Below are 19,743 nucleotides of genomic sequence, written 5' to 3'. Positions count from 1 at the left end.
CCGTGGCATCGCCGCTCTCGCGCCGTTTAACCTCCCCGTCCCGTACGCCAGTCAGCCTGCTGGCAGTACTCATTGGACTGAACCTACTGGCCTGGGCATGGGCGCTCACCGCCTTTGCCGGACAACCCGGCTTGCTTGGTACCGCACTACTGGCCTACCTGTTCGGGCTGCGCCATGCAGTCGATGCCGATCACATCGCCGCGATCGACAACGTGGTGCGCAAGCTGGTGCAGCAGGGCCAACGCCCCTTCGCAGTGGGTTTCTTCTTCTCCACCGGACATTCGACGTTGATCGTGCTGGCGGTGTTCGTCGTTGTTACCGCGAGTTCCGCCATGGGTGCACGTCTTGGCGCATTCAGGGAAAGCGGCGGTGGCATTTCGACGGCCATCTCCGCCCTCTTCCTGCTTGTCATTGCGGCAACCAACCTCTTCATTCTTTGTGCGGTGTGGAAACAGTTCGTCCGTTTCAGGAAGGGAGAAGCGATCCGTGACGAAGACATCGACACGCTGACGTCCGGCAATGGCGTCATGGCGCGGCTGTTTCGCCCGATGTTCCGGCTGGTCACCAAGAGCTGGCATATGTTTCCGCTCGGTTTCCTGTTCGGCCTCGGGTTCGACACGGCCACGGAGATCGGGCTGTTTTCAATCTCAGCGGCCCAGACGCCCAAGGGCGTCCCATTCCTGTCGGTCATGGTCTTCCCCGTTCTGTTCACCGCAGGCATGGCCCTGATCGACACGCTCGACAGCATCCTGATGGTCGGCGCCTATGGCTGGGCCTTTGTCAACCCGATGCGCAAGCTCTGGTACAACATCACGATCACGTTGACCTCGGTGCTGATGGCGTTCGTCATCGGCTCCATCGAGGCGCTCGGTCTGGTGGCCAACCGCCTGAGCCTGCACGACGGGCCGTGGGCATGGGTTTCCGTACTCAATGAAAGACTGGCGGAGTTCGGCTATCTGGCCATCGGTCTCTTCATCCTGAGCTGGGCCATTTCAGCAGGCATCTATCAGTGGAAAGGCTACGACCGTCTACCCTCCCCTGCACTGATGAAAGGCGGCCCGCAATGAGAACGCACGATCGGCATGTATTGATGTGTACGGGCCCGCGCTGTACGGACAACGGTGCCTCAGCAGAAGACATGTTCAAGGTGCTTGGCCAAGCAATCGACGCGTGCGACGGTTTGCGCGTCAAGCGGACCCGCACCCATTGCTTCGCGGTCTGCAAGCAGGGACCGATCATGGCGGTGTATCCGGACGGCATCTGGTATCGCAATGTGGACGCCGCCGCCATCGGCCGCATTGTCAGTGAGCACCTTGCGGGCGACTGCCCGGTCGAGCCGCTCATCTTTCACCGCCTAGGTGTTGGCGACGTGGAACCGGAGGCCGAAGCATGACAGGCAACATCTCGCCCCGTGTCGTGTTGCTCAGTCACGCCGGCACTGACCTGACCGCGCTGGTCCGTGCGCGTGCCGCCCTCCCCGGTGATTTCGCTGCGGTCGAAGCGGTGAACCTGCAGACCATCGACAGCGCTGACCGCATGAACATGCTGCTTGCGACCACATTGCTTGAAGCGCGCGTGGTCGTTGTGCGATTGCTCGGCCGCGCGCATGACGTGCCGGGCTTCGATGCGCTGCTCAAAGCCGCATCGACGCACCACCAGGCGCTGATTGTCGTCAGCGGCACCGGCGAGCCAGACCCCGAGCTGGCAGCGCTGTGCAATGTCCCTCCAGCCTTGCAGCATGAGGTGACGGCCTACCTCCAGGCTGGCGGCGTGGGCAACATGGCGCAATTGCTGCGTTGCTTGTCCGACCGCCTGTTGATGACCGGCTTCGGTTACCAGCCGCCGGCGGCACTCCCCGAGCACGGTATCTACCACCCCGCGCTGCCGCTGCAGACCACGCTGGCCGATTGGGCCGCCGATACCGCGGCCTGCAACCCCCAGTGGCCGACGGTCGGGATTACGTTCTACCGGGCTCACTGGCTTAGCGGCAATACCCGCTTTATCGACATGCTCGTCGATATGCTGGCCGAACGTGGCCTCAACGCGCTGCCGGTCTACACCGCGTCGCTACGCGCGCTGGATGCTTCCGGCCAACCCGCCGCACTGGGGCTGTTTGTTGCCGATGCAGCCTGCCGCATCGACGCACTGATCAACACTACCTCGTTCGCGATGGGCGACGTCAGCGCGGATGGCCCGACCCTGCCTGGCTGGTCGGTGGCAGCACTCGGACAGTTTGGCGTCCCAGTGATCCAGGCCATTGCCAGCAGCATGACGCAGGCCCAGTGGGAAGCGTCCGAACGTGGCCTCAACCCCCTCGATACCGCGATGAACGTCGCACTGCCAGAGTTCGATGGCCGCATCGTGGGCGTACCGGTCTCATTCAAGGACAGTCAGGGCGACATGCGGGGCGAGACCCACTACGTGCCATTGGCTGACCGGATGCGCCGGCTGGCCGGCGTGGTGGCACGCCAGGTCGCGCTACGCCGCACGCTGCCGGAACACAAGCGTGTCGCCTTCATCTTCACCAACAGCAGCAGCAAGGCGTCGCAGATCGGCAATGCGGTGGGCCTGGATGCGCCGGCCTCGCTGTTTGCCCTGCTGCACGCCATGCGGGCCCAGGGCTACCGCATTGAAGGCCTGCCCGAGTCGGGCGATGCGCTCATCCACGACCTCATCGACCGCGGCGCCTACGACGAGGCCTACCTGAGCGCCGATCAACTCCGGCACGCCATTGCCACCGTTCCCACAGCGCGTTACGCCGAATGGTTCGGCCAACTGCCGCACGTGCTACAGCAACGAATGCGCGAGCGCTGGGGTGAGCCGCCGGGTGGCGCCTACGTTCATGAGGGCAAACTCGTGTTTGCCGGCATCGAATACGGCAACGCCTTCGTCGCACTGCAACCGCCGCGCGGCTACGGCATGGATCCGGATGCGATCTACCACACGCCCGACCTGCCGCCCACACATCACTACTACGCCCTGTATTGCTGGTTGCGTGATGACTGGCAGGCAGACGCCATTGTTCACGTTGGCAAGCACGGTACGCTGGAGTGGCTACCAGGCAAGGGCGTGGGCATGTCGCAGGACTGCTTCCCGGATGCGCTGCTGGGCGACATGCCGATGCTCTACCCGTTCATCCTGAACGACCCGGGAGAAGGGTCGCAGGCCAAGCGCCGCGCGCATTCGGTGATCGTTGACCACCTCACTCCACCGATGACCACCGCCGACACGTATGGTCCGCTGGCGCAACTGACGCAACTGGTGGACGAGTACTACCAGGTCGAAATGCTGGACCCTGCCAAGCTGCCCCTGCTGCAGCAGCAGATCTGGGACCTGATCAAGGAAGCTCAGCTCGACACCGATCTGGCCGCAATGCGCGGCCACGAGAACGGTCACCATGACCATCCCGCGCACGCCAGTGCACAAGCGGCCACCGCCGGCAAGTACCGACCGATGCCAACCGCAGGCAAAAAGACAGCCGTGCCGAAGCACCGGCTGATGCCCACCGGTAAGAAACATCACCCCCATGGCGGCCACGGTCATCACCACCATCATCACGATGACGGCCACGGTCATGACCATGATGATCACCACCACGACCACAGCCACACGTGGGATACAACGCTGAACAAAGACGGCGTACCGCTGACGCTGGCCCAGATGGAGGGCGTTGACGTCGCGCACCTGATCGAGGACATCGATGGCTACCTGTGTGAACTGGGCGCGGCACAGATACGCGACGGCCTGCACGTGCTGGGCAAGGTTCCGGCCGGGGATGCACTGATCGACATGGTCTGTGCGCTGGTGCGCCTGCCCAACCTCTCGGTTCCAGGGCTGCCGGCCGGCGTGGCTGCCGCGCTCGACATCGATTGGGCAGCGTTGCAGCACGACAAGGGCCACCGGCTGGATAGCATTCCGCCCACGCTCGCCCGACTCGCCGCGCGTACGCTCGTCACCCGCGCCGATGCATTCGACGCGATCACCGCTCTCGGCCGGCAGTTGGTGGCCAGGCTGGCCGCGTGCCATTTCGATGCCAACGCGATCGACGCGACGCTGGCCGATGTGCTGCCGGGCACGATGGGCATCGAAGCCATCCGGCAGACCCTGGCCTATGTCTGCCGCGAACTGGTGCCCAATCTCGCACGCACCTCGGAAGAGATCGACAACCTGCTCAAGGGCCTTGCGGGGGGCTACGTACCCGCCGGGCCGAGTGGCGCACCGACTCGCGGCATGGCGCACGTGCTGCCAACCGGCCGCAACTTCTACTCGGTGGACCCGCGCAGCCTGCCGTCGCAGGCAGCATGGCGTGTCGGCTCGGAGTTGGCCAACGAAGTCCTGGCGCGTCATCGCAGGGAGACCGGCCGGTTGCCTGAGTCAGTCAGCATCAGCGTATGGGGCACCAGCGCCATGCGCACCCACGGTGATGACATCGCCCAAATCTTCGCCCTGCTGGGCGTGCGCCCCCGCTGGCAAGCAGAGAGCCGGCGCGTGACCGGTGTCGAGGCGATTCCGTTGTCCGAACTGGGCCGCCCGCGCATCGACGTGACGGTACGCATCAGCGGCTTCTTCCGTGACGCGTTCCCGCACCTGATCCACCTGGTGGACGAAGCCGTGCACATGGTCGCCAGGCTCGATGAGCCGGCTGAACAGAACTTCCTGCGCAAGCACTACCTGGCTGACCTCAAGCACGACTTGTTCCGCCAACTGCAGGGCGATAGTGCCGAGCAGCGCGCGCTCTATCGCGTCTTTGGCTCGAAGCCGGGAACGTACGGCGCGGGCATCCTGCCCTTGATCCAGGAACAGAACTGGCAGGAAGACGCCGATTTCGCCACGGCCTACATCAACTGGGGCGGCTATGCCTACGGTCGCGCAGACGATGGCACCGATGCGCGTGCCGATTTCCGGCACCGTCTGTCGGGTGTCGAAGTGGCCCTGCACAATCAGGACAACCGCGAGCACGACATTTTCGACAGCGACGATTATCTGCAGTACCACGGCGGCATGATCGCCACCATCCGCAGCCTGACCGGACGCCAGCCGCGCCACTACTTTGGAGACAGCCATCAGCCGGACAACCCCGCCGTACGCGGGCTGAAGGAAGAAGTCCTGCGCGTCTTCCGCGCGCGGGTGGCCAATCCGAAGTGGATCTCCAGCATCATGAAACACGGCTACAAGGGCGGCCTTGAGCTGGCGGCCACGGTCGACTACCTGTTCGGCTACGACGCCACCGCCCATGTCGTGGATGACTGGGTGTACGAGCAGGTGGCCGAAACCTATGCCTTTGCACCGCAAATGCAGCAGTTCTTTGCCCAAAGCAATCCCTGGGCACTCACCGCCATTACCGACCGGCTTCTTGAGGCCGCACAGCGCCAGTTGTGGGCCCAACCCAAACCGGAAACCCTTGCTGCGTTGCGAGCGCTGCATCTGCACGGTGAAGCCATGCTCGAAGCGCGCGGAGAGGTTCGCACACCAGGCCACGCAACAGCCCGCAAACCATGAGACACCACTACCCGTTCACCGCCATCGTCGGCCAGGCGCAGCTCAAGCGTGCGCTCCTGCTGTGCGCGGTCGACCCGACCTTGGGCGGCGTGCTGATCCGTGGCGACAAGGGCACCGCCAAGAGCACGGCCGCGCGCGGTCTGGCCGATGTCCTGCCGCCGATCCAGCGCGTGGCCGGCTGCACGTTCAACTGCGAGCCGGAAGCCCCGCTGGCCGAATGCAGCGTATGCCAGGACAGCACGCGCGACATCGCCAGTGCACCCGTGCCGTTCGTCAACCTGCCGCTCGGTGCAACGGAAGACCGTGTGCTCGGCAGCCTCGACTTCGAACGCGCCCTGAAAGACGGCAGGAAAGCCTTCCAGCCCGGTCTGCTTGCCGCTGCCCATCGCGGGCTGTTGTATGTGGATGAGGTCAACCTGCTGGCCGACCACCTGGTCGACGTGCTCCTCGACGTTTCTGCCATGGGCCGCAACACGGTGGAGCGCGAGGGTCTGGCGATCAGCCATCCGGCGCGCATCACGCTGCTCGGCACCATGAATCTGGAGGAAGGGGACCTACGCCCGCAATTACTGGATCGCTTTGGCCTGATGGTGGAGGTAAGCGCGCCGCGCGACCCAGCCGTACGCGCCGAGGTGGTGCGTCGACGGCTCGCGTTCGAGGCCGATCCGAAGTCATTCATCGCCGCGTGGCAACCGGAAACCGATGCTTTGCGCGCGGCCATTCGCACCGCGCAACAGCAGGTGGCCAGCGTGCGGCTTCCCGACTCGCTGCTCGCCTTTATCAGCCAGGTGTGCTGCGAATTCGAGGTCGCGAGCCTGCGCGCGGATATCGTGATCCACAAGGCAGCGCGCGCGCTTGCCGTGCTGAACGGCCGCGACGTGGTCACTGCCGAAGACGTGCGCGAAGCCGCCGAGCTGGCGCTGCCGCACCGCCGCCGGCGCAAGCCCTTCGAGCAGAGCGGCCTGGACAGCGAGCGCCTGGATGCGTTGACGCAGCAACAGCAGCAGCTTGCCCAACCGCCCGCCCCGGCAGATGACACCCGCGCAACGGGTGACGGCGAAACAGCCGAGTCAGAACTTGCGGACAACCGCACCGATGACGTTGACAACGCACCGCAATCCAATAGCGCAGCCGAGCGGTTGTTTATGGCCGCCGCAGCGGATGCGATCGGGCGCATCGACGTGGTTGCAATGCAGGCGCATGAGGCCAGTGGCCGGCGCAGCCGTATCGTGGGTGCCCGCCGCGGCCAAGCCATCAGCGCCGTGCCAAGCCAAGCCCCGAACCAGCTTGCGGTAGACGCCACGCTGCGTCACGCGCTGATGCGCAACCCAACCGAGTTTGAGGTGACCCGCGCCGATCTGCATGACAAGGTGCACGTGGGTCAGCAGTCCAACCTGATCCTGCTGGTGGTGGATGCCTCCGGCTCAATGGCGGCACGCCGGCGCATGGAGACGGTCAAGTCCTGCGTGCTCGGCCTGCTGCAAGACGCTTACCAGCGCCGCGACCAGGTTGCCGTGATCTGCTTTCGCGGCGAGCGTGCCGAGCTGGTGCTGCCGCCCACCCGCCAGGTCGAGTTGGCCGAACTGGCTCTGCGCGAGCTGCCGACCGGCGGCAGGACGCCGCTGGCGCATGCGCTGCATCTGGCCGCGTCCACGCTGGCACAGCACGATGGCGCCACACCGCTCCTGGTGGTGCTCAGCGACGGACGCGCCAACATCGCTCTGAACGAGAGCGCCGATCCGTGGCAGGAATCGCTCGATGCGGCCCAGAGTCTGGCAGCGCGGGGCACACCAGCCCTGGTTCTGGACACTGAGCAGGATTTCGTGCGCCTGGGCCGCGCCCACGAGCTCGCGCAAGCGCTGCATGCAGATTGCCTACCCCTGGACCAGATCAGCGGTGAGCAACTGCGGCTGACCATCCGCGAAAGGCTGCCGCGATGAACCCGCGTGGCAAGGTGTACTTGATCGGCGCCGGTCCTGGCGATGTCGAGCTGCTGACGCTCAAGGCGGTGCGCCGCCTGGCGCTTGCCGACGTCGTGCTGATCGACGATCTGGCCAACCCGGAGGTGCTGCAATTCGCGCCAAAAACAGCCGAAGTGATCCACGTCGGCAAGCGCGGCGGCGGTGCCTCCACCCCGCAAGCCGACATTGAACGCCGCATGTTGGACGAAGCGCTGGCAGGGCGATGCGTTGCCCGCGTCAAAGGAGGCGACCCGTTCGTCTTCGGGCGCGGGGGCGAAGAGATGCAAGCCCTGCTTGCCGCCGGGATCGAAGTGGAGGCGGTCAACGGCATTACGGCCGGTCTCGCGGTGCCGTCCACACTCGGCATCCCGCTCACGCATCGTGATCATGTGCACGGTGCCATCTTCGTCTCCGGCCACAGCCTCCAGAATGACGAACCCGATTGGCCGTTGCTCGGCCGCAGCGGCATGACGCTGGTGATCTACATGGGCATCGCAAACCTCTCGCACATCAGCGCACAACTGCAACAAGCCATGCCGCCCGACACACCGGCCGCCGCGATCCAGCACGGCACCCGGCCAGAGCAGCGGCAGGTCTTGAGCACGCTGGCGCGCCTGGCCGACGATGTTGCGGCGGCCGGCCTGGGCAGCCCGGCGCTGCTTGTGATCGGCTCAACCGTCGGGCTGGCCAGAGACGTGCCGCGCCTTGCGGCGACACAACATAAGGAAACGCAATGATCATCTGCATCGGTGCCGGCCCCGGCGATATCGGTTACCTGCCGCAACGCTCCGCCGAATTGATTCGCAACGCCGACGTCGTTGCCGGATTCAATGCCGTCGTCAACGTTGTGCAGGCGCTGATTCCTCAAAGCGCCGAAGTCGTGCTGATGGGCTACCGCGATCAGGTCGCCCAGCTCGACAAGGTGGCGCAGCTGCATCACGCCGGGAAGAAATGCGTGGTCGTGTTCATGGGCGACATCCACTTCAGCGGCTTCCAATATCTGGAGCGGGTCGAGCGGGCGTGCGGCCATCCGGTCGATACCATCCCCGGCATCTCGTCGGCGCAAATCCTGGCGTCGCGCGCCAAGGTGTGCTTTGACGAGACAACCTTCATCACCTTCCACCGCCGTGGTGATCTGACACCGTTCAAACGCCATCTGGTGCATGTGCTTGAAGACCAGCGCAACGCCATCGTGATCCCCTGCCCCTGGGACGAGGCACGTTCGTTCATGCCCTGGCACATCGCCGCGTACCTGCTCGAAAACGGCATCCCCGCGCAGCAGCCGGTGGAGGTATGGGAGCATCTCACGCAAGCCGAGGCCCAATGGCGCGGCACCTTGGCCGAGTGCGCGCATCAGCGCTTCTCCGACATGAGCATCATGCTGATCCGCACCATGAACCCCATCCCCAGTCAGATCGAGCCACCGCCGGAGACGCAATGAGCGCGACCACTAACACCGCCACTGACTACGCCATCGTCCTGGCTGGACACGGCAGCCGCGACCCCGACGGCGTGGGCGAATTCGAGGCGCTGGTCGCGCTCCTGCGCGAGCGTGCCGGTGGCCGCATGGTTGCGCATGGCTTTCTGGAATTCGCTACGCCAACCATCGACCAAGCAGTCAACGCCGTCATCGCCAATGGCGCACGGCGCGTGGTGATGGTGCCCGGCGTGCTGCTTGCGGCCACGCACGCCAAGAACGACATGCCTAGCGAACTGCTCGCACTCAAGCAGGCGCACCCCGGTGTCGACTTCCATTTCGGGGCAGCGATGGACCTGCACCCCAAACTGCTGCAGCTCTGCCGGGAGCGCATCATCCAGGCCGAAGCGCTCTCGGGGCACACCGTGGCGCGCGCCGATACCTGTCTGGTTGTTGTCGGACGCGGCACCTCGGACCCCGATGCGAATTCGGAGATATCCAAGGTTGCGCGCATGATCGAGGAAGGGCTCGGCTTCGGTACCTCGTTCGTCTGCTATTCAGGCACTGCCCGGCCGCTGGTGGCCGATGGCCTCAAAGCAGCCGCGCTGCTTGGGCACAAGCGCGTCGTGGTACTGCCCTACTTTCTGTTTGATGGCGTACTGGTCAAGCGCATCTACGCCGCGGCCGACGATCTGGCAACCCGCCACCCGGAACTCGAGGTGGTCAAGGCGGGCTATCTCGGTGCGCACCCGCATGTGGCCGATGTGTTTCTGGAGCGCGCAGCAGAGGGCATCGAAGGCCGGGCCACGATGAACTGCGCGCTCTGCAAATACCGTGTGCAGATCGTCGGCTTTGAAGAGCAGGTCGGCACGCCGCAGCAGGCTCACCACGGCCTGGTACGCGGACTGCTCGGGCGGGACGAAACAGCGGGCGCCCCCGCTCCCGCTGCGGAATGGCCGCCCTACGTGCCGCACCCGATCGAAGCCGAGAGCATGCGCATCATCGACCAGGGACGCGACTGGTCCGACGTGCCGGACGATCACCAGATCGTGCTCAAGCGCCTGGTGCATACCAGCGGCGATTTCGACATCGTCGATGACCTGTATTTCTCCCCCGGCGCAGTGACGACCGGCATCCGGGCGCTGCTGCGCTGCCGCCGCATCGTCGCCGACGTGACCATGGTGCAGACGGGGCTCAAACGTGCGGTGCTCGACCAACTTGGCATGCAGACATGGTGCGGCGTGCACGACGAGGAAACCCGGTTGCTGGCCGAGGCGCATGGCATTACGCGGTCCGCAGCGGGCATTCGGCGTGCCTGGCAGAAGTTCGGCAACGATGTCGTCGTGGCGATCGGCGATGCGCCCACGGCGATCATGGAACTGGTGCGGCTGGTGCGCGAGCACGGCTGGCGCCCGCAGCTTGTGGTCGGACTGCCTGTGGGCTTTGTCGGCACGCGCGAATGCAAGGACGAGTTACGCCGCCTGCTGCAGGTGCCGCGCATCACCAACCGTGGCACGCGCGGCGGATCGCCGTGGGCAGCGTCGGCCATCAACGCACTGATGATCGCGGCAATCGATCAGGTCCACCGCCAGAATCAGATGCCGTGACCAGCGAAGCGCACCGCCGCCCCTTCGATCTCGCCACGCTGGCCCCCAATGGCCTGCGCCGCGGCCGCACGACCGGCAGTTGCGCCACGGCCGCGGTCAAGGCTGCGCTGTTGATGCTGTTGCGCGGCGAGGTCGCCAGCGAAGTCGAGGTCAGCCTGCCCGACCCCGACTATTACCTGCTGGTGCCGGTGGAGAACGTGGAGCGGCTGGCAGACGGCTCGGTGCGCGCAGACGTGAAGAAGTACGGCGGCGATGATCCCGACAACACCGACGGCGCAACAATCTTCGCCAGGGTGACGGTCAATCACCAAGGCGCGGTGCGCTTTCTTGCGGCCGAGGGCGTCGGCATGGTCACCCAGCCGGGCCTGCGCGTGCCGCCGGGGGAGGCGGCCATCAACCCCGTGCCACGCCAAATGATGCAGATGGCGGTTGACGAGGTGCTCAACGGGGCAGCCAACCCAGGCTTCGATCTAGCCATCGGCTGCGTCGACGGAGAGAAGATCGCCAAGCGTACGTTCAACCCCATGCTCGGGATCGTGGGCGGTATCTCGATCCTCGGCACCAGCGGCATCGTTGAGCCGATGTCGCTCGCTGCGTGGATGGCGTCGATCGAGGTGTACATCCGCGTCGCCCTGGGTGAGCAGCCAGAGGCCATCGCGTTCACCCCCGGCAAGATCGGCCGGCGATTTGCAACCGACACGCTGGCCCTGCAAAAGAAGCAGGTGGTGCAGATCGCCAACTTCGTCGGCGCGTCCCTCGACTATGCCCAGCAAGCGCTGGAAGAGTCGCAGGCGCGTCTGGGAACGCTGTGGGTGCTCGGGCATCCGGGCAAGCTTGCCAAGCTGCTTGATGAGCGAATGGGGGACGCGTGGGACACGCATTCGAGCAAGAGCCGCATGGCCATGCATTCCGTGGCGGCCGTGGCGGCCGACCTGGGCTTTGCCAGCGGACTCACCCAACAGATAGAGAAAGCCAACACCGTGGAAAACATCGTGGAAATCATGCGAAATGAACCGGGCGCGCAAGCGTTCTGGACCGACATCGAACGGCGGCTGGCCGCCCTGATGCAGCCCCGGGTCCCGAGGGTCGACCGCGTGGCGGTCCGCCTGTTTGCCATGGACGGCACACCGCTCGGAGCGGCCGCGTGAGCGCGCTCGGTCATTTCGTTGGCGTGGGCGTCGGGCCGGGCCCGGCAGGGCTGATTCCGGTCGCGGCCCTGGCCGCATTGCAGGATGCCGAGCGCATCTACCTGCCGCGCGCGCGTGGCAGTGAAACCTCGGTCGCGCGCCAGTGCCTGGCAGGCCTGCCCATTCCGGAAGCCAAATTTTGCGAGATCGAGTTCCAGATGGACCCCGACCGCAGCGTGCTGTCGGAGCACTACGGCGAATTGGCAGACGCGATTGCCGGCGAGCTGCGCCAGGGGCGCAACGTCGCCTACCTGACCATCGGCGACTCGATGACATATTCGACCTACGGCTACCTGCTGGCCGCGCTGCGCGACAAGGTACCCGGCTTGCGCCACACCACCTTTCCGGGGGTCACGAGCTTTGCGGCCACCGCATCGGCGCTGTCCTGGCCACTTGGCGAGGGCAAGGAACGGATCCTGATCCTGCCGTGCCCCGACGACATGGCGGCCTTGCGCACGGACATCGAAAGCCATGACATCGTCGTGCTGATGAAGATCGGCGCACGCCTGCCGGCCGTACTGCAACTGCTGAACGCGCTCGGCATTGCCGGGCACTGCGCATTCGCGCGCCGCATCGGGCTGCCCGGCGAGGTGCTGTGTGAGAACGTATCGCGCTTGGATTCCAGCGCCAGCGGCTACCTCGCAACAATGCTGATCCGCAGTACCGCCAGAGAGAAACGTCACGCATGAAAGTCTATTTCATCGGCGCCGGCCCTGGCGCTGCCGACCTGATTACGCTGCGCGGAAGCCGCATCCTCGGCAACGTGCCGATGGTGTTGTATGCCGGCTCGCTCGTGCCGACCGAGATGCTGCAGCACTGCCGACCGGACGCCGAAAAATTCGATACCGCCGAGTTGTCGCTCGACGCACAGGAAGCGCTTTATCGGCGCGCCCAACTCGAAGGCAAGGACGTGGCGCGGCTGCATTCGGGCGACCCGTCCATCTACGGCGCCACGGCAGAGCAGATGCGCCGCCTGGAGAAGCTCGGCATCGCCTACGAGATCATCCCTGGCGTCTCGTCGTTCACTGCTGCTGCGGCGGCGCTCGGCAGTGAACTGACCCGCCCCCTGGTATCGCAGTCGGTCATTCTGACGCGGGTGTCGGGTCGCGCATCGGCCGTGCCGGAACTGGAGTCCGTCCTCCGCTTCGCGGAGCACCAGGCGACGATGTGCATCTTCCTCTCCGGCCAGCGCTTGAAGCAAACCGTGGCCGACCTGCTGGTGCACTACCCGGCCGACACGCCAGCCGCGCTGGTGCGGCGTGCAAGCTGGCCAGACCAGGCGATTCATCGCAGCACGCTTGGCACGCTGATGAGCGAGGTGCAAAACAAGGATTGGCTGCTCACCACGCTACTGCTGGTCGGCCGCGCACTTGCACACGAGGACGGTGTTGAATCCAGTCTCTACGCTGCGGGATTCACCCATATCTTCCGCGACGGCACCGACCGCAAGACGCGGCGCCCGCGCAAGGCTCGTGTAGCCCCAGTCACGCAAGCCGCCGGAGATCCGACATGAAGCCGGTCGCCGTCTGGTTGACGCGCAGCGACGCCCTCCCGCTCGGACACCGGCTGTCGGCCGGGTTGGATGCAGACGTGTATCAGCCCTGGCTGCATGCCGATGAAAGTCCGCGCGAGCACTTCCGTCGGCACTTCCGCCTGCACCGGCAGTGGGTCATGGTGAGCGCAAGCGGCATTGTCGTGCGCTACCTCGACGGCCTGCCGCAAAACAAGTACGAAGACCCCGCCGTGGTGGTGCTCGACGAAGCCGCACGCTTCGCGATCCCCCTACTGAGCGGGCACGAGGGCGGCGCGAATGCACTCGCCTACGCAGTCGCCAGGCTCACCGGTGCGAGCCCGGCCGTGACCACTGCAACCGAGGCGCTCAAACCGCTCACGCTCGGCATCGGCTGCCGGCGCGGCAAATCGGCCGAGGCGATCGAGCAGGCGATCGTGCACGCGTTGGGCGGCCGGAGCCTGACTGAAGTACGGGAGATCGCAACGATTGACCTGAAGGCCGACGAGGTTGGGCTGCTGGCGTTCTGCATGCACCACCAATTGCCCTTGCGCGTGATTGCGCGCGCCGACGTGGCCGCGCGCGCGTGGGTGGGACATTCGTCCGACTGGGTGCAGCAGCAAATTGGCGTGGACGGTGTATGCGAGCCGTGCGCGCTCATCGCCAGCCCGCGTGGCCAACTGATCGTGCCCAAGACCGCACTCGATGGCGTTACCGTCGCCATCGTCGAAGACCACATACTGCCCATTGAACACAACTGACCCATCCATGACCGGCAAACTTTATTTGGTGTCCGTCGGCCCAGGAACGCGCGAGCTGATTCCCCCGATGGTTGAAGCCGCGCTGCAGGCCAGCGAGGTGATCGTCGCCTACGACCTTTACCTCACCTGGATCCAACCCTGGATTGCGGGCAAGACCATCCACACCTTGCCGCTGACCCAGGAGCGCGACCGCGCACAACTTGCCATCGCGCAGGCACGCGCAGGCAAGACCGTGGCCCTGATCTCCAGCGGCGATATCGGCATCTACGCCATGGCGGCGTTGGCATTCGAAGAGATGGCGGAGGACGACCGCTATGACGTGCAACTGATCCCCGGCATCACCTCGGCCAACGCCTGTGCATCGCTGCTCGGTTCTCCGCTGTCGCATGACTTCGCCACCCTGAGCCTGTCCGACCTGCTCTGTCCGTGGGCATGGATCGAAACACGCGCCCGCCACATCGCCCAGGCCGACCTCGCTGCAGTGTTCTACAACGTGCAGAGCAAGCAGCGCCAGGAGGGGGTCTACCGCATCCTCGACATCATGCTCGAACATAAGCGTGCGGAGACCCTGTGCGGTATCGTGCGCAATGCTTACCGCCAAGACCAGACCGTAGAAATCCTCACGCTGGCCGAGCTGCGCACGCGGCGCTTCGACATGCTCACCACCCTCGTGATCGGCAACCGCTTCACCAAACGCAAGCGCGGCTGGATCTATACCCCGCGCGGTTACGGCAACTGGGACGACACACCGGACACGGTTACCGCTGCCAACCTGCCTGTCGGCGCGACCTGGGTCTTCTCCGGCACAAGCGACGGCAACGCGCTGGCGCGGGAGATCGTTGCGGCGGGCCACTGCACCGTGGTCTCGAGCGCCAGCGAATACGGCGCCGAACTGGCCGGACAAGCGTGCCCCGGGGCCACCCCGATCGCGGGCCGGCTAGGCATCGAGCGCCGGCGCGAACTGCTGCGGGGAAGCCGTGCGCGCGCGATTGTCGATGCCACGCACCCCTACGCCACGGAGATCTCGCAGCAATTGATCGCGCTCGCCAAGGAGCTCGATCTGCCCTACCTGCGTTACGAACGGCCGCGCGCCATGAGCCTGCACAGTGCGCAGCGCGCAGCGTCGATCGAAGACGCAGCGCAACTGGCCATGCAACACGGAAAACGCATCTTCCTTGCCACCGGCTCCAAGGACGTCGCGCGCTTCGTGCAGGCGCCAGGCGCGGTGGACCACCAATGGTTCGTGCGCCTGGCGCCGGACCCGCAGCACCTTCAGCGTGCAATCGATGCTGGTATTCCGCGTTCTCACATCGTCGCCATGCAGGGCCCCTTCTCCCAAACGGCCAACGAAACGCTGTGGCGCGACTGGGCGATCGACTGCGTGGTCACCAAAGACTCCGGAGACGCCGGCGGGGTCCGCACCAAGGCGGCAGCGGCGGCAGCGCTCGGTATTGCGCTGATCGTCGTCGACCGGCCCAGCCTCGACACTCCGGCCACGGCCTCTGACTTTGCGTCGGTGCTGGCCATGCTGCGAGGGCTGCACGCATGAGCCAGCCACGCATTCCCGTGACCGTCATCACCGGCTTTCTTGGCGCCGGCAAGACCACGCTGCTGTCAAATCTGATGCGCGACTGCAAGCAGCGCCGCCTCGCGATCCTGGTCAATGAATTTGGCGAAGTATCCATCGACGGTGCGCTTCTTCGCGGTGAGGGCGGCGAGGGCAAGGAAGGCAGTGGGGTTGAAATCCACGACCTGTCCAATGGCCTGGTGGCCTACGACGACGACGCGGATTTCCTGCCGACCATGCTGGCGCTCTGGCAACGCCGCAGCCTGATCGACCACGTGCTGATCGAAACCTCGGGACTCGCCCTGCCGACCGCCGTGATGGAGCAACTGCAGAGCGAAGCGCTGGCCCCCTACTTTGTTCTCGACGCCACGCTGGCAGTGGTCGACACACCGTTGCTGCTGGCGGGCGAATTCCGTCAGGCCACCGCCGGTGCGAACCAGGACCTCGATCAATCCGTGGCCGGTCTGTTCGACATGCAATTGGCCAACGCCGATATCGTGGTCTTGAACAAGATCGACGCGCTGGGCGAGCCAGCCTTGCTCGATGCCGAGGCACGCGTGCGTGCGCTTGCGCCGTCCATCCGCTTCATTGAATTGGCCCAGAAGGCGAAACTCGATACTCGCTTGACGCTGGGCCTGCATCTGCACGAGCCGGCCAACACAGAGCATCGGCACTATGGGCCGATGGCCAGCATACCCGGCCTGAAAATGCGCCCCCTTGCAAACCAACGCCTGCTCGACGGCCACAGCCACGGCAGCCTCGGCGCACACAGCCACGGCCTCAGCACGCACAAGCATTTTCACGAGCAGGACCCGGGGTGGCTGTCATTCCTGCTTCGCAGCACCCAGGCGCAGGACGCCGACACGCTGCGTGAGGCCATCGCCGCCATTGCGCGCAGCGAACCCCTGCTGCGCATCAAGGGCTTCGCGCCCACGACCAGCGGTGAAGGCCGATTGCTTGTCCAAGGCGTACGCAGCCGGATTGAACTGCGGCACGAAGCCGATGCGGCACCGGCGCGGCACGCACAATTGGTCTTCATCGGCTATCACCCAAGCCGCGCGCGCGTCATGGAAAAACTGAACGCGTTGACAGGCACCACGTGGCGGTAAGCGGACGAACCCAAGGAAGATCGCACCATGCAGACAGACCCGACCGCGCACCAGCGCATGACCGAACGGCGAAAGGCCGGCTTCGAAAAAAAGAAGGCCGCGGCAACGCATGAAAAGGGATTGCTGATCGTCAATACCGGCACTGGCAAGGGCAAGAGCAGCGCCGCCTTCGGCATGGGGCTGCGCGTGGTCGGCCACGGCATGCGCCTAGGTGTTGTGCAATTCATCAAGGGCGCGCTGCATACCGCCGAGCGTGACCTCTTGGGCGGCTTTCCCAACTGTGATTTTCTGACGAGCGGCGACGGCTACACCTGGAACACGCAGGACCGCGACGCGGATATCGCAACCGCCCGCAAGGGCTGGGCAGAGGCGTGCCGCATGATCCAAAGCGGCGAGTACGACATGGTGATCCTGGACGAGCTGAACATCGTGCTCAAGTACGACTATCTGCCGTTGGCAGAGGTGCTGGCCGTCTTCGCAGCGCGCCCGCCCGCGCTGCACGTGGTCGTGACCGGTCGGCACGCGCCCGAGGCCCTGATCGAGGCGGCCGACCTCGTCACCGAGATGCGCCTGGTCAAGCACCCTTATCGCGAGCAGGGTGTGAAGGCACAGCAAGGGGTTGAATACTAGAACCGAGCCATGCCTACGCAAACCGCACCCCGCTCCTGTCCCGCGTTGTTCCTGACGGCGCCGGCCTCTCACCAGGGCAAGACCACGCTCACGGCCGGTCTCGCGCGCCATCACCGTAACCTCGGTCGCTCCGTCCATGTGTTCAAGACGGGGCCTGACTTTCTTGATCCCTTCATCCTGGAACGCGCATCTGGCAATCCGGTGTATTCGCTCGACCTGTGGATGACCGGCGAAGCCGAGTGCCGCCGCCGGCTCTACGATGCCGCCGCCAGCGCAGACCTGATCCTCATCGAGGGCAGCATGGGGCTGTTCGACGGTACGCCATCGAGCGCTGACCTGGCGGCGGTGTTCAACGTGCCCGTTCTCCCGATCATTGATGTCAGCGGCATGGCACAGACGTTTGCCGCGGTAGCGCACGGCTTGGCGACGTTTCGGCCCGGCCTGCCGTTTCACGGCGTCGTGGCCAATGGTGTCGCCAGCGCCCGCCATGCCGAGATGCTGCTTGAGATGCTGCCGCCATCGCTACCCTGCGCCGGTGCGGTGATGCGCGACCCGGCGATGGCGCTGCCCGAGCGTCATCTCGGCCTCGTGCAGGCGCAGGAGATCGACGATCTCGAATCGCGCATAGCCACCGCGGCAGCACGCATTGCCGAGACCGGGCTGGCCGAACTGCCCCCGCCCGTGGCGTTTGCGCCGGCAGCGGCTGTGGCAGTGCCACGACTGCTGGCCGGCGTGCGCATTGCCGTGGCCCGAGACCTGGCGTTTTCGTTCCTCTACCCGGCCAACCTGGAATTGCTCAGCGCGTTGGGTGCAGAAGTCGCGTATTTCTCGCCACTGGCCGATGAACCGCTACCTGCCGCCGATGCGGTCTACCTGCCCGGTGGATACCCCGAACTGCACCTGAAAGCGCTCGGTGCCCACGGGGCCACCCGGGCTACGCTGCGCGCACACGTCGCTGCCGGCAAGCCCCTGTTTGCCGAGTGCGGGGGCATGCTTTACCTGCTTGACGCGCTTACTGAGCGAACCGGCACCACGGGCCCGATGCTCGGGCTCCTGCCGGGCCACGCCACGCTGCACAACCGGCTTGCCGCGCTCGGCCTGCAATCGGTCGAGCTCGGTGGCGAGACGCTGCGTGGTCATGCCTTCCACTATTCAAGCGTGCAGACTCCGCTTGCACCCTATACCCATGCGCGCCGGGCCAATGGGGCAGCGCCTGGCGAGGCCATCTATCGCCACGGCAGCATCCTGGCGAGCTATCTGCACTGCTACTTCCCCTCCAGCCCGAGTGCCACCGCCGCGCTCTTCAAGCCATGAACCGACATCGTTATAGCGACAGTGAAATCGATGCAGTCTATCGGGTCATCCGCGAGCGTCGTGATATGCGGCATTTCCGGCCGGACCCGATTGGTCCCGATGTGCTGCGGCGCTTGCTGCATGCTGCACATCTCGCCCCCAGTGTGGGGTTCATGCAGCCGTGGCGCTTCATCCGCATTACCGACCGGCAACTGAGAACGCAAATGCATGCTCAGGTTGATGCCGAGCGCAGACGCACGGCCAGCGCGCTGGGCGAGCGCGAAGACGAGTTCATGCGGCTGAAAGTCGAGGGCATTCTGGACTGCGGCGAAGTTCTGATCGCCGCCCTTATGGACGGACGCGAGCGACATATCTTCGGCCGTCGCACCATGCCCGAGATGGATCTCGCCTCGGTCGCCTGCGCGATCCAGAACCTGTGGCTGGCTTCCCGCGCCGAAGGAATCGGCATGGGCTGGGTGTCGCTGTTCGATCCACAACTGCTTGGCCGATTGCTGAAGTTGCCAGCCGGTGCCCGGCCCGTTGCCATCCTCTGTCTAGGCCATGTCGACAGTTTCTATGACAAGCCGATGCTCGAACAGGAAGGCTGGGCAGAACGGCAATCACTGTCCGACATGCTGCTCGAAAACTACTGGAGCACGGATTGAAGGGATCGGCATCGACGCATGGCCTGATCCTCCGGGATGCCTTCTCTGAGCGCATAACCGGCCAAGCGGGCGAGAAAATCGCTCTCGAATTCCGCCCGGACCCAGCACAGACACGGCTCGTCGCATGTCTCTGGTCACACTGGGCGAAGCCAGGCGAACCGGATCTGCTACTGGGACTACATCGCTGGTGAGGCGTGGCTAGCCGTCACGCTAGGCCGATCCAAAGAGGAGTTTCCATAGGAAGAGTGGCCGATAACCGCTGCCGGCAAAGACGAATAGGCCGTCTTAACAGCAGTCAGTACCTGCGTATATCAAGCTAAGCGCCGCGTGCCCACTTCGCCCGTCTCGTGGGCGCACCTCAATCAATGGGGATTAACGTTGCGTCAAAGCGCGGCCGCCCGACCTGCCCGCTCTTGCGATGCTGAAACGGCTGCGCGTGGCGTCGGCCACTGGCGACGGCACGGTACTGGCAAAAGCATCCGCCCAATGGCCGGGTATCACCGAAACTTGACGCTTACGATGAGCCTGAGCTCGGCT

The 19,743-nt window shown here is 65.1% G+C and carries 16 protein-coding genes; all 16 read left to right on the top strand.

What is annotated here, in order from left to right:
* Nucleotides 1–2 precede the first annotated feature (2 nt).
* The 16 genes from M1D44_RS21000 to bluB are packed head-to-tail and all read left to right on the top strand — an operon-like array spanning nt 3 to nt 19,206.
* The gene (locus M1D44_RS21000) at nt 3–1,067 is read left to right on the top strand and encodes a HoxN/HupN/NixA family nickel/cobalt transporter (protein ID WP_316852344.1); all 1,065 of its coding nucleotides are present in this window, start codon (nt 3–5) and stop codon (nt 1,065–1,067) included.
* Complete coding sequence (locus M1D44_RS20995) at nt 1,064–1,393, top strand: (2Fe-2S) ferredoxin domain-containing protein (protein ID WP_024978861.1); 330 nt, start codon at nt 1,064–1,066, stop codon at nt 1,391–1,393. The genes M1D44_RS21000 and M1D44_RS20995 overlap by 4 nt, the downstream gene beginning before the upstream one ends.
* Nucleotides 1,390–5,499: a cobaltochelatase subunit CobN gene (locus M1D44_RS20990; RefSeq protein WP_316852343.1), complete on the top strand. Its 4,110-nt coding sequence runs from the start codon at nt 1,390–1,392 to the stop codon at nt 5,497–5,499. The genes M1D44_RS20995 and M1D44_RS20990 overlap by 4 nt, the downstream gene beginning before the upstream one ends.
* Nucleotides 5,496–7,439, top strand: a complete 1,944-nt coding sequence (locus M1D44_RS20985; protein ID WP_316852342.1) for a putative cobaltochelatase — start codon at nt 5,496–5,498, stop codon at nt 7,437–7,439. Before M1D44_RS20990 ends, M1D44_RS20985 begins: the two co-directional genes overlap by 4 nt.
* Nucleotides 7,436–8,197: a uroporphyrinogen-III C-methyltransferase gene (gene cobA, locus M1D44_RS20980; RefSeq protein ID WP_112187901.1), complete on the top strand. Its 762-nt coding sequence runs from the start codon at nt 7,436–7,438 to the stop codon at nt 8,195–8,197. The genes M1D44_RS20985 and cobA overlap by 4 nt, the downstream gene beginning before the upstream one ends.
* Entirely contained in the window at nt 8,194–8,901 is a 708-nt protein-coding gene (locus tag M1D44_RS20975; RefSeq protein WP_316852341.1) for a cobalt-precorrin-7 (C(5))-methyltransferase, read from the top strand. Before cobA ends, M1D44_RS20975 begins: the two co-directional genes overlap by 4 nt.
* Entirely contained in the window at nt 8,898–10,484 is a 1,587-nt protein-coding gene (locus M1D44_RS20970) for a precorrin-8X methylmutase (protein ID WP_316852340.1), read from the top strand. The genes M1D44_RS20975 and M1D44_RS20970 overlap by 4 nt, the downstream gene beginning before the upstream one ends.
* Nucleotides 10,481–11,632, top strand: coding sequence for a cobalt-precorrin-5B (C(1))-methyltransferase CbiD (gene cbiD, locus M1D44_RS20965; protein ID WP_024978867.1), 1,152 nt, complete (start codon nt 10,481–10,483; stop codon nt 11,630–11,632). Before M1D44_RS20970 ends, cbiD begins: the two co-directional genes overlap by 4 nt.
* Nucleotides 11,629–12,360, top strand: a complete 732-nt coding sequence (cobI, locus tag M1D44_RS20960) for a precorrin-2 C(20)-methyltransferase (RefSeq protein WP_316683064.1) — start codon at nt 11,629–11,631, stop codon at nt 12,358–12,360. The genes cbiD and cobI overlap by 4 nt, the downstream gene beginning before the upstream one ends.
* A complete protein-coding gene (gene cobM / locus M1D44_RS20955) occupies nt 12,357–13,184 on the top strand; it encodes a precorrin-4 C(11)-methyltransferase (RefSeq protein WP_024978869.1) in 828 nt (275 codons plus the stop codon). The genes cobI and cobM overlap by 4 nt, the downstream gene beginning before the upstream one ends.
* A complete protein-coding gene (locus M1D44_RS20950; protein WP_112187896.1) occupies nt 13,181–13,942 on the top strand; it encodes a cobalamin biosynthesis protein in 762 nt (253 codons plus the stop codon). The genes cobM and M1D44_RS20950 overlap by 4 nt, the downstream gene beginning before the upstream one ends.
* 7 nt (nt 13,943–13,949) lie before the next feature.
* A complete protein-coding gene (gene cobJ / locus M1D44_RS20945; protein ID WP_316852339.1) occupies nt 13,950–15,491 on the top strand; it encodes a precorrin-3B C(17)-methyltransferase in 1,542 nt (513 codons plus the stop codon).
* Nucleotides 15,488–16,618, top strand: a complete 1,131-nt coding sequence (locus tag M1D44_RS20940) for a CobW family GTP-binding protein (protein ID WP_316683061.1) — start codon at nt 15,488–15,490, stop codon at nt 16,616–16,618. The genes cobJ and M1D44_RS20940 overlap by 4 nt, the downstream gene beginning before the upstream one ends.
* Nucleotides 16,619–16,645: 27 nt before the next feature.
* A complete protein-coding gene (gene cobO, locus M1D44_RS20935) occupies nt 16,646–17,248 on the top strand; it encodes a cob(I)yrinic acid a,c-diamide adenosyltransferase (protein WP_024978873.1) in 603 nt (200 codons plus the stop codon).
* Between the two features lie 9 nt (nt 17,249–17,257).
* Nucleotides 17,258–18,562 carry a cobyrinate a,c-diamide synthase gene (locus tag M1D44_RS20930; protein ID WP_316852338.1) on the top strand — a complete coding sequence of 435 codons (1,305 nt, stop codon included), beginning with the start codon at nt 17,258–17,260 and terminating at the stop codon, nt 18,560–18,562.
* A complete protein-coding gene (gene bluB, locus M1D44_RS20925) occupies nt 18,559–19,206 on the top strand; it encodes a 5,6-dimethylbenzimidazole synthase (RefSeq protein WP_316852337.1) in 648 nt (215 codons plus the stop codon). Before M1D44_RS20930 ends, bluB begins: the two co-directional genes overlap by 4 nt.
* Nucleotides 19,207–19,743: the final 537 nt, after the last annotated feature.

It is taken from the genome of Ralstonia sp. SA306 (assembly GCF_054792405.1).
Note: the sequence above shows the minus strand (reverse complement) of the source record. Positions and strands in the feature narration are given on the sequence as shown.

What these genes read in the sequence shown, in the direction of transcription:
- cobA (WP_112187901.1), top strand. Translation starts at nt 7,436, where the DNA reads ATGAACCCGCGTGGCAAGGTGTACTTGATCGGCGCCGGTCCTGGCGAT.
- M1D44_RS20975 (WP_316852341.1), top strand. Translation starts at nt 8,194, where the DNA reads ATGATCATCTGCATCGGTGCCGGCCCCGGCGATATCGGTTACCTGCCG.
- M1D44_RS20950 (WP_112187896.1), top strand. Translation starts at nt 13,181, where the DNA reads ATGAAGCCGGTCGCCGTCTGGTTGACGCGCAGCGACGCCCTCCCGCTC.
- M1D44_RS20930 (WP_316852338.1), top strand. Translation starts at nt 17,258, where the DNA reads ATGCCTACGCAAACCGCACCCCGCTCCTGTCCCGCGTTGTTCCTGACG.
- cobJ (WP_316852339.1), top strand. Translation starts at nt 13,950, where the DNA reads ATGACCGGCAAACTTTATTTGGTGTCCGTCGGCCCAGGAACGCGCGAG.
- cobO (WP_024978873.1), top strand. Translation starts at nt 16,646, where the DNA reads ATGCAGACAGACCCGACCGCGCACCAGCGCATGACCGAACGGCGAAAG.
- M1D44_RS20995 (WP_024978861.1), top strand. Translation starts at nt 1,064, where the DNA reads ATGAGAACGCACGATCGGCATGTATTGATGTGTACGGGCCCGCGCTGT.
- M1D44_RS20970 (WP_316852340.1), top strand. Translation starts at nt 8,898, where the DNA reads ATGAGCGCGACCACTAACACCGCCACTGACTACGCCATCGTCCTGGCT.
- M1D44_RS20940 (WP_316683061.1), top strand. Translation starts at nt 15,488, where the DNA reads ATGAGCCAGCCACGCATTCCCGTGACCGTCATCACCGGCTTTCTTGGC.
- M1D44_RS20985 (WP_316852342.1), top strand. Translation starts at nt 5,496, where the DNA reads ATGAGACACCACTACCCGTTCACCGCCATCGTCGGCCAGGCGCAGCTC.
- M1D44_RS20990 (WP_316852343.1), top strand. Translation starts at nt 1,390, where the DNA reads ATGACAGGCAACATCTCGCCCCGTGTCGTGTTGCTCAGTCACGCCGGC.
- cobM (WP_024978869.1), top strand. Translation starts at nt 12,357, where the DNA reads ATGAAAGTCTATTTCATCGGCGCCGGCCCTGGCGCTGCCGACCTGATT.
- bluB (WP_316852337.1), top strand. Translation starts at nt 18,559, where the DNA reads ATGAACCGACATCGTTATAGCGACAGTGAAATCGATGCAGTCTATCGG.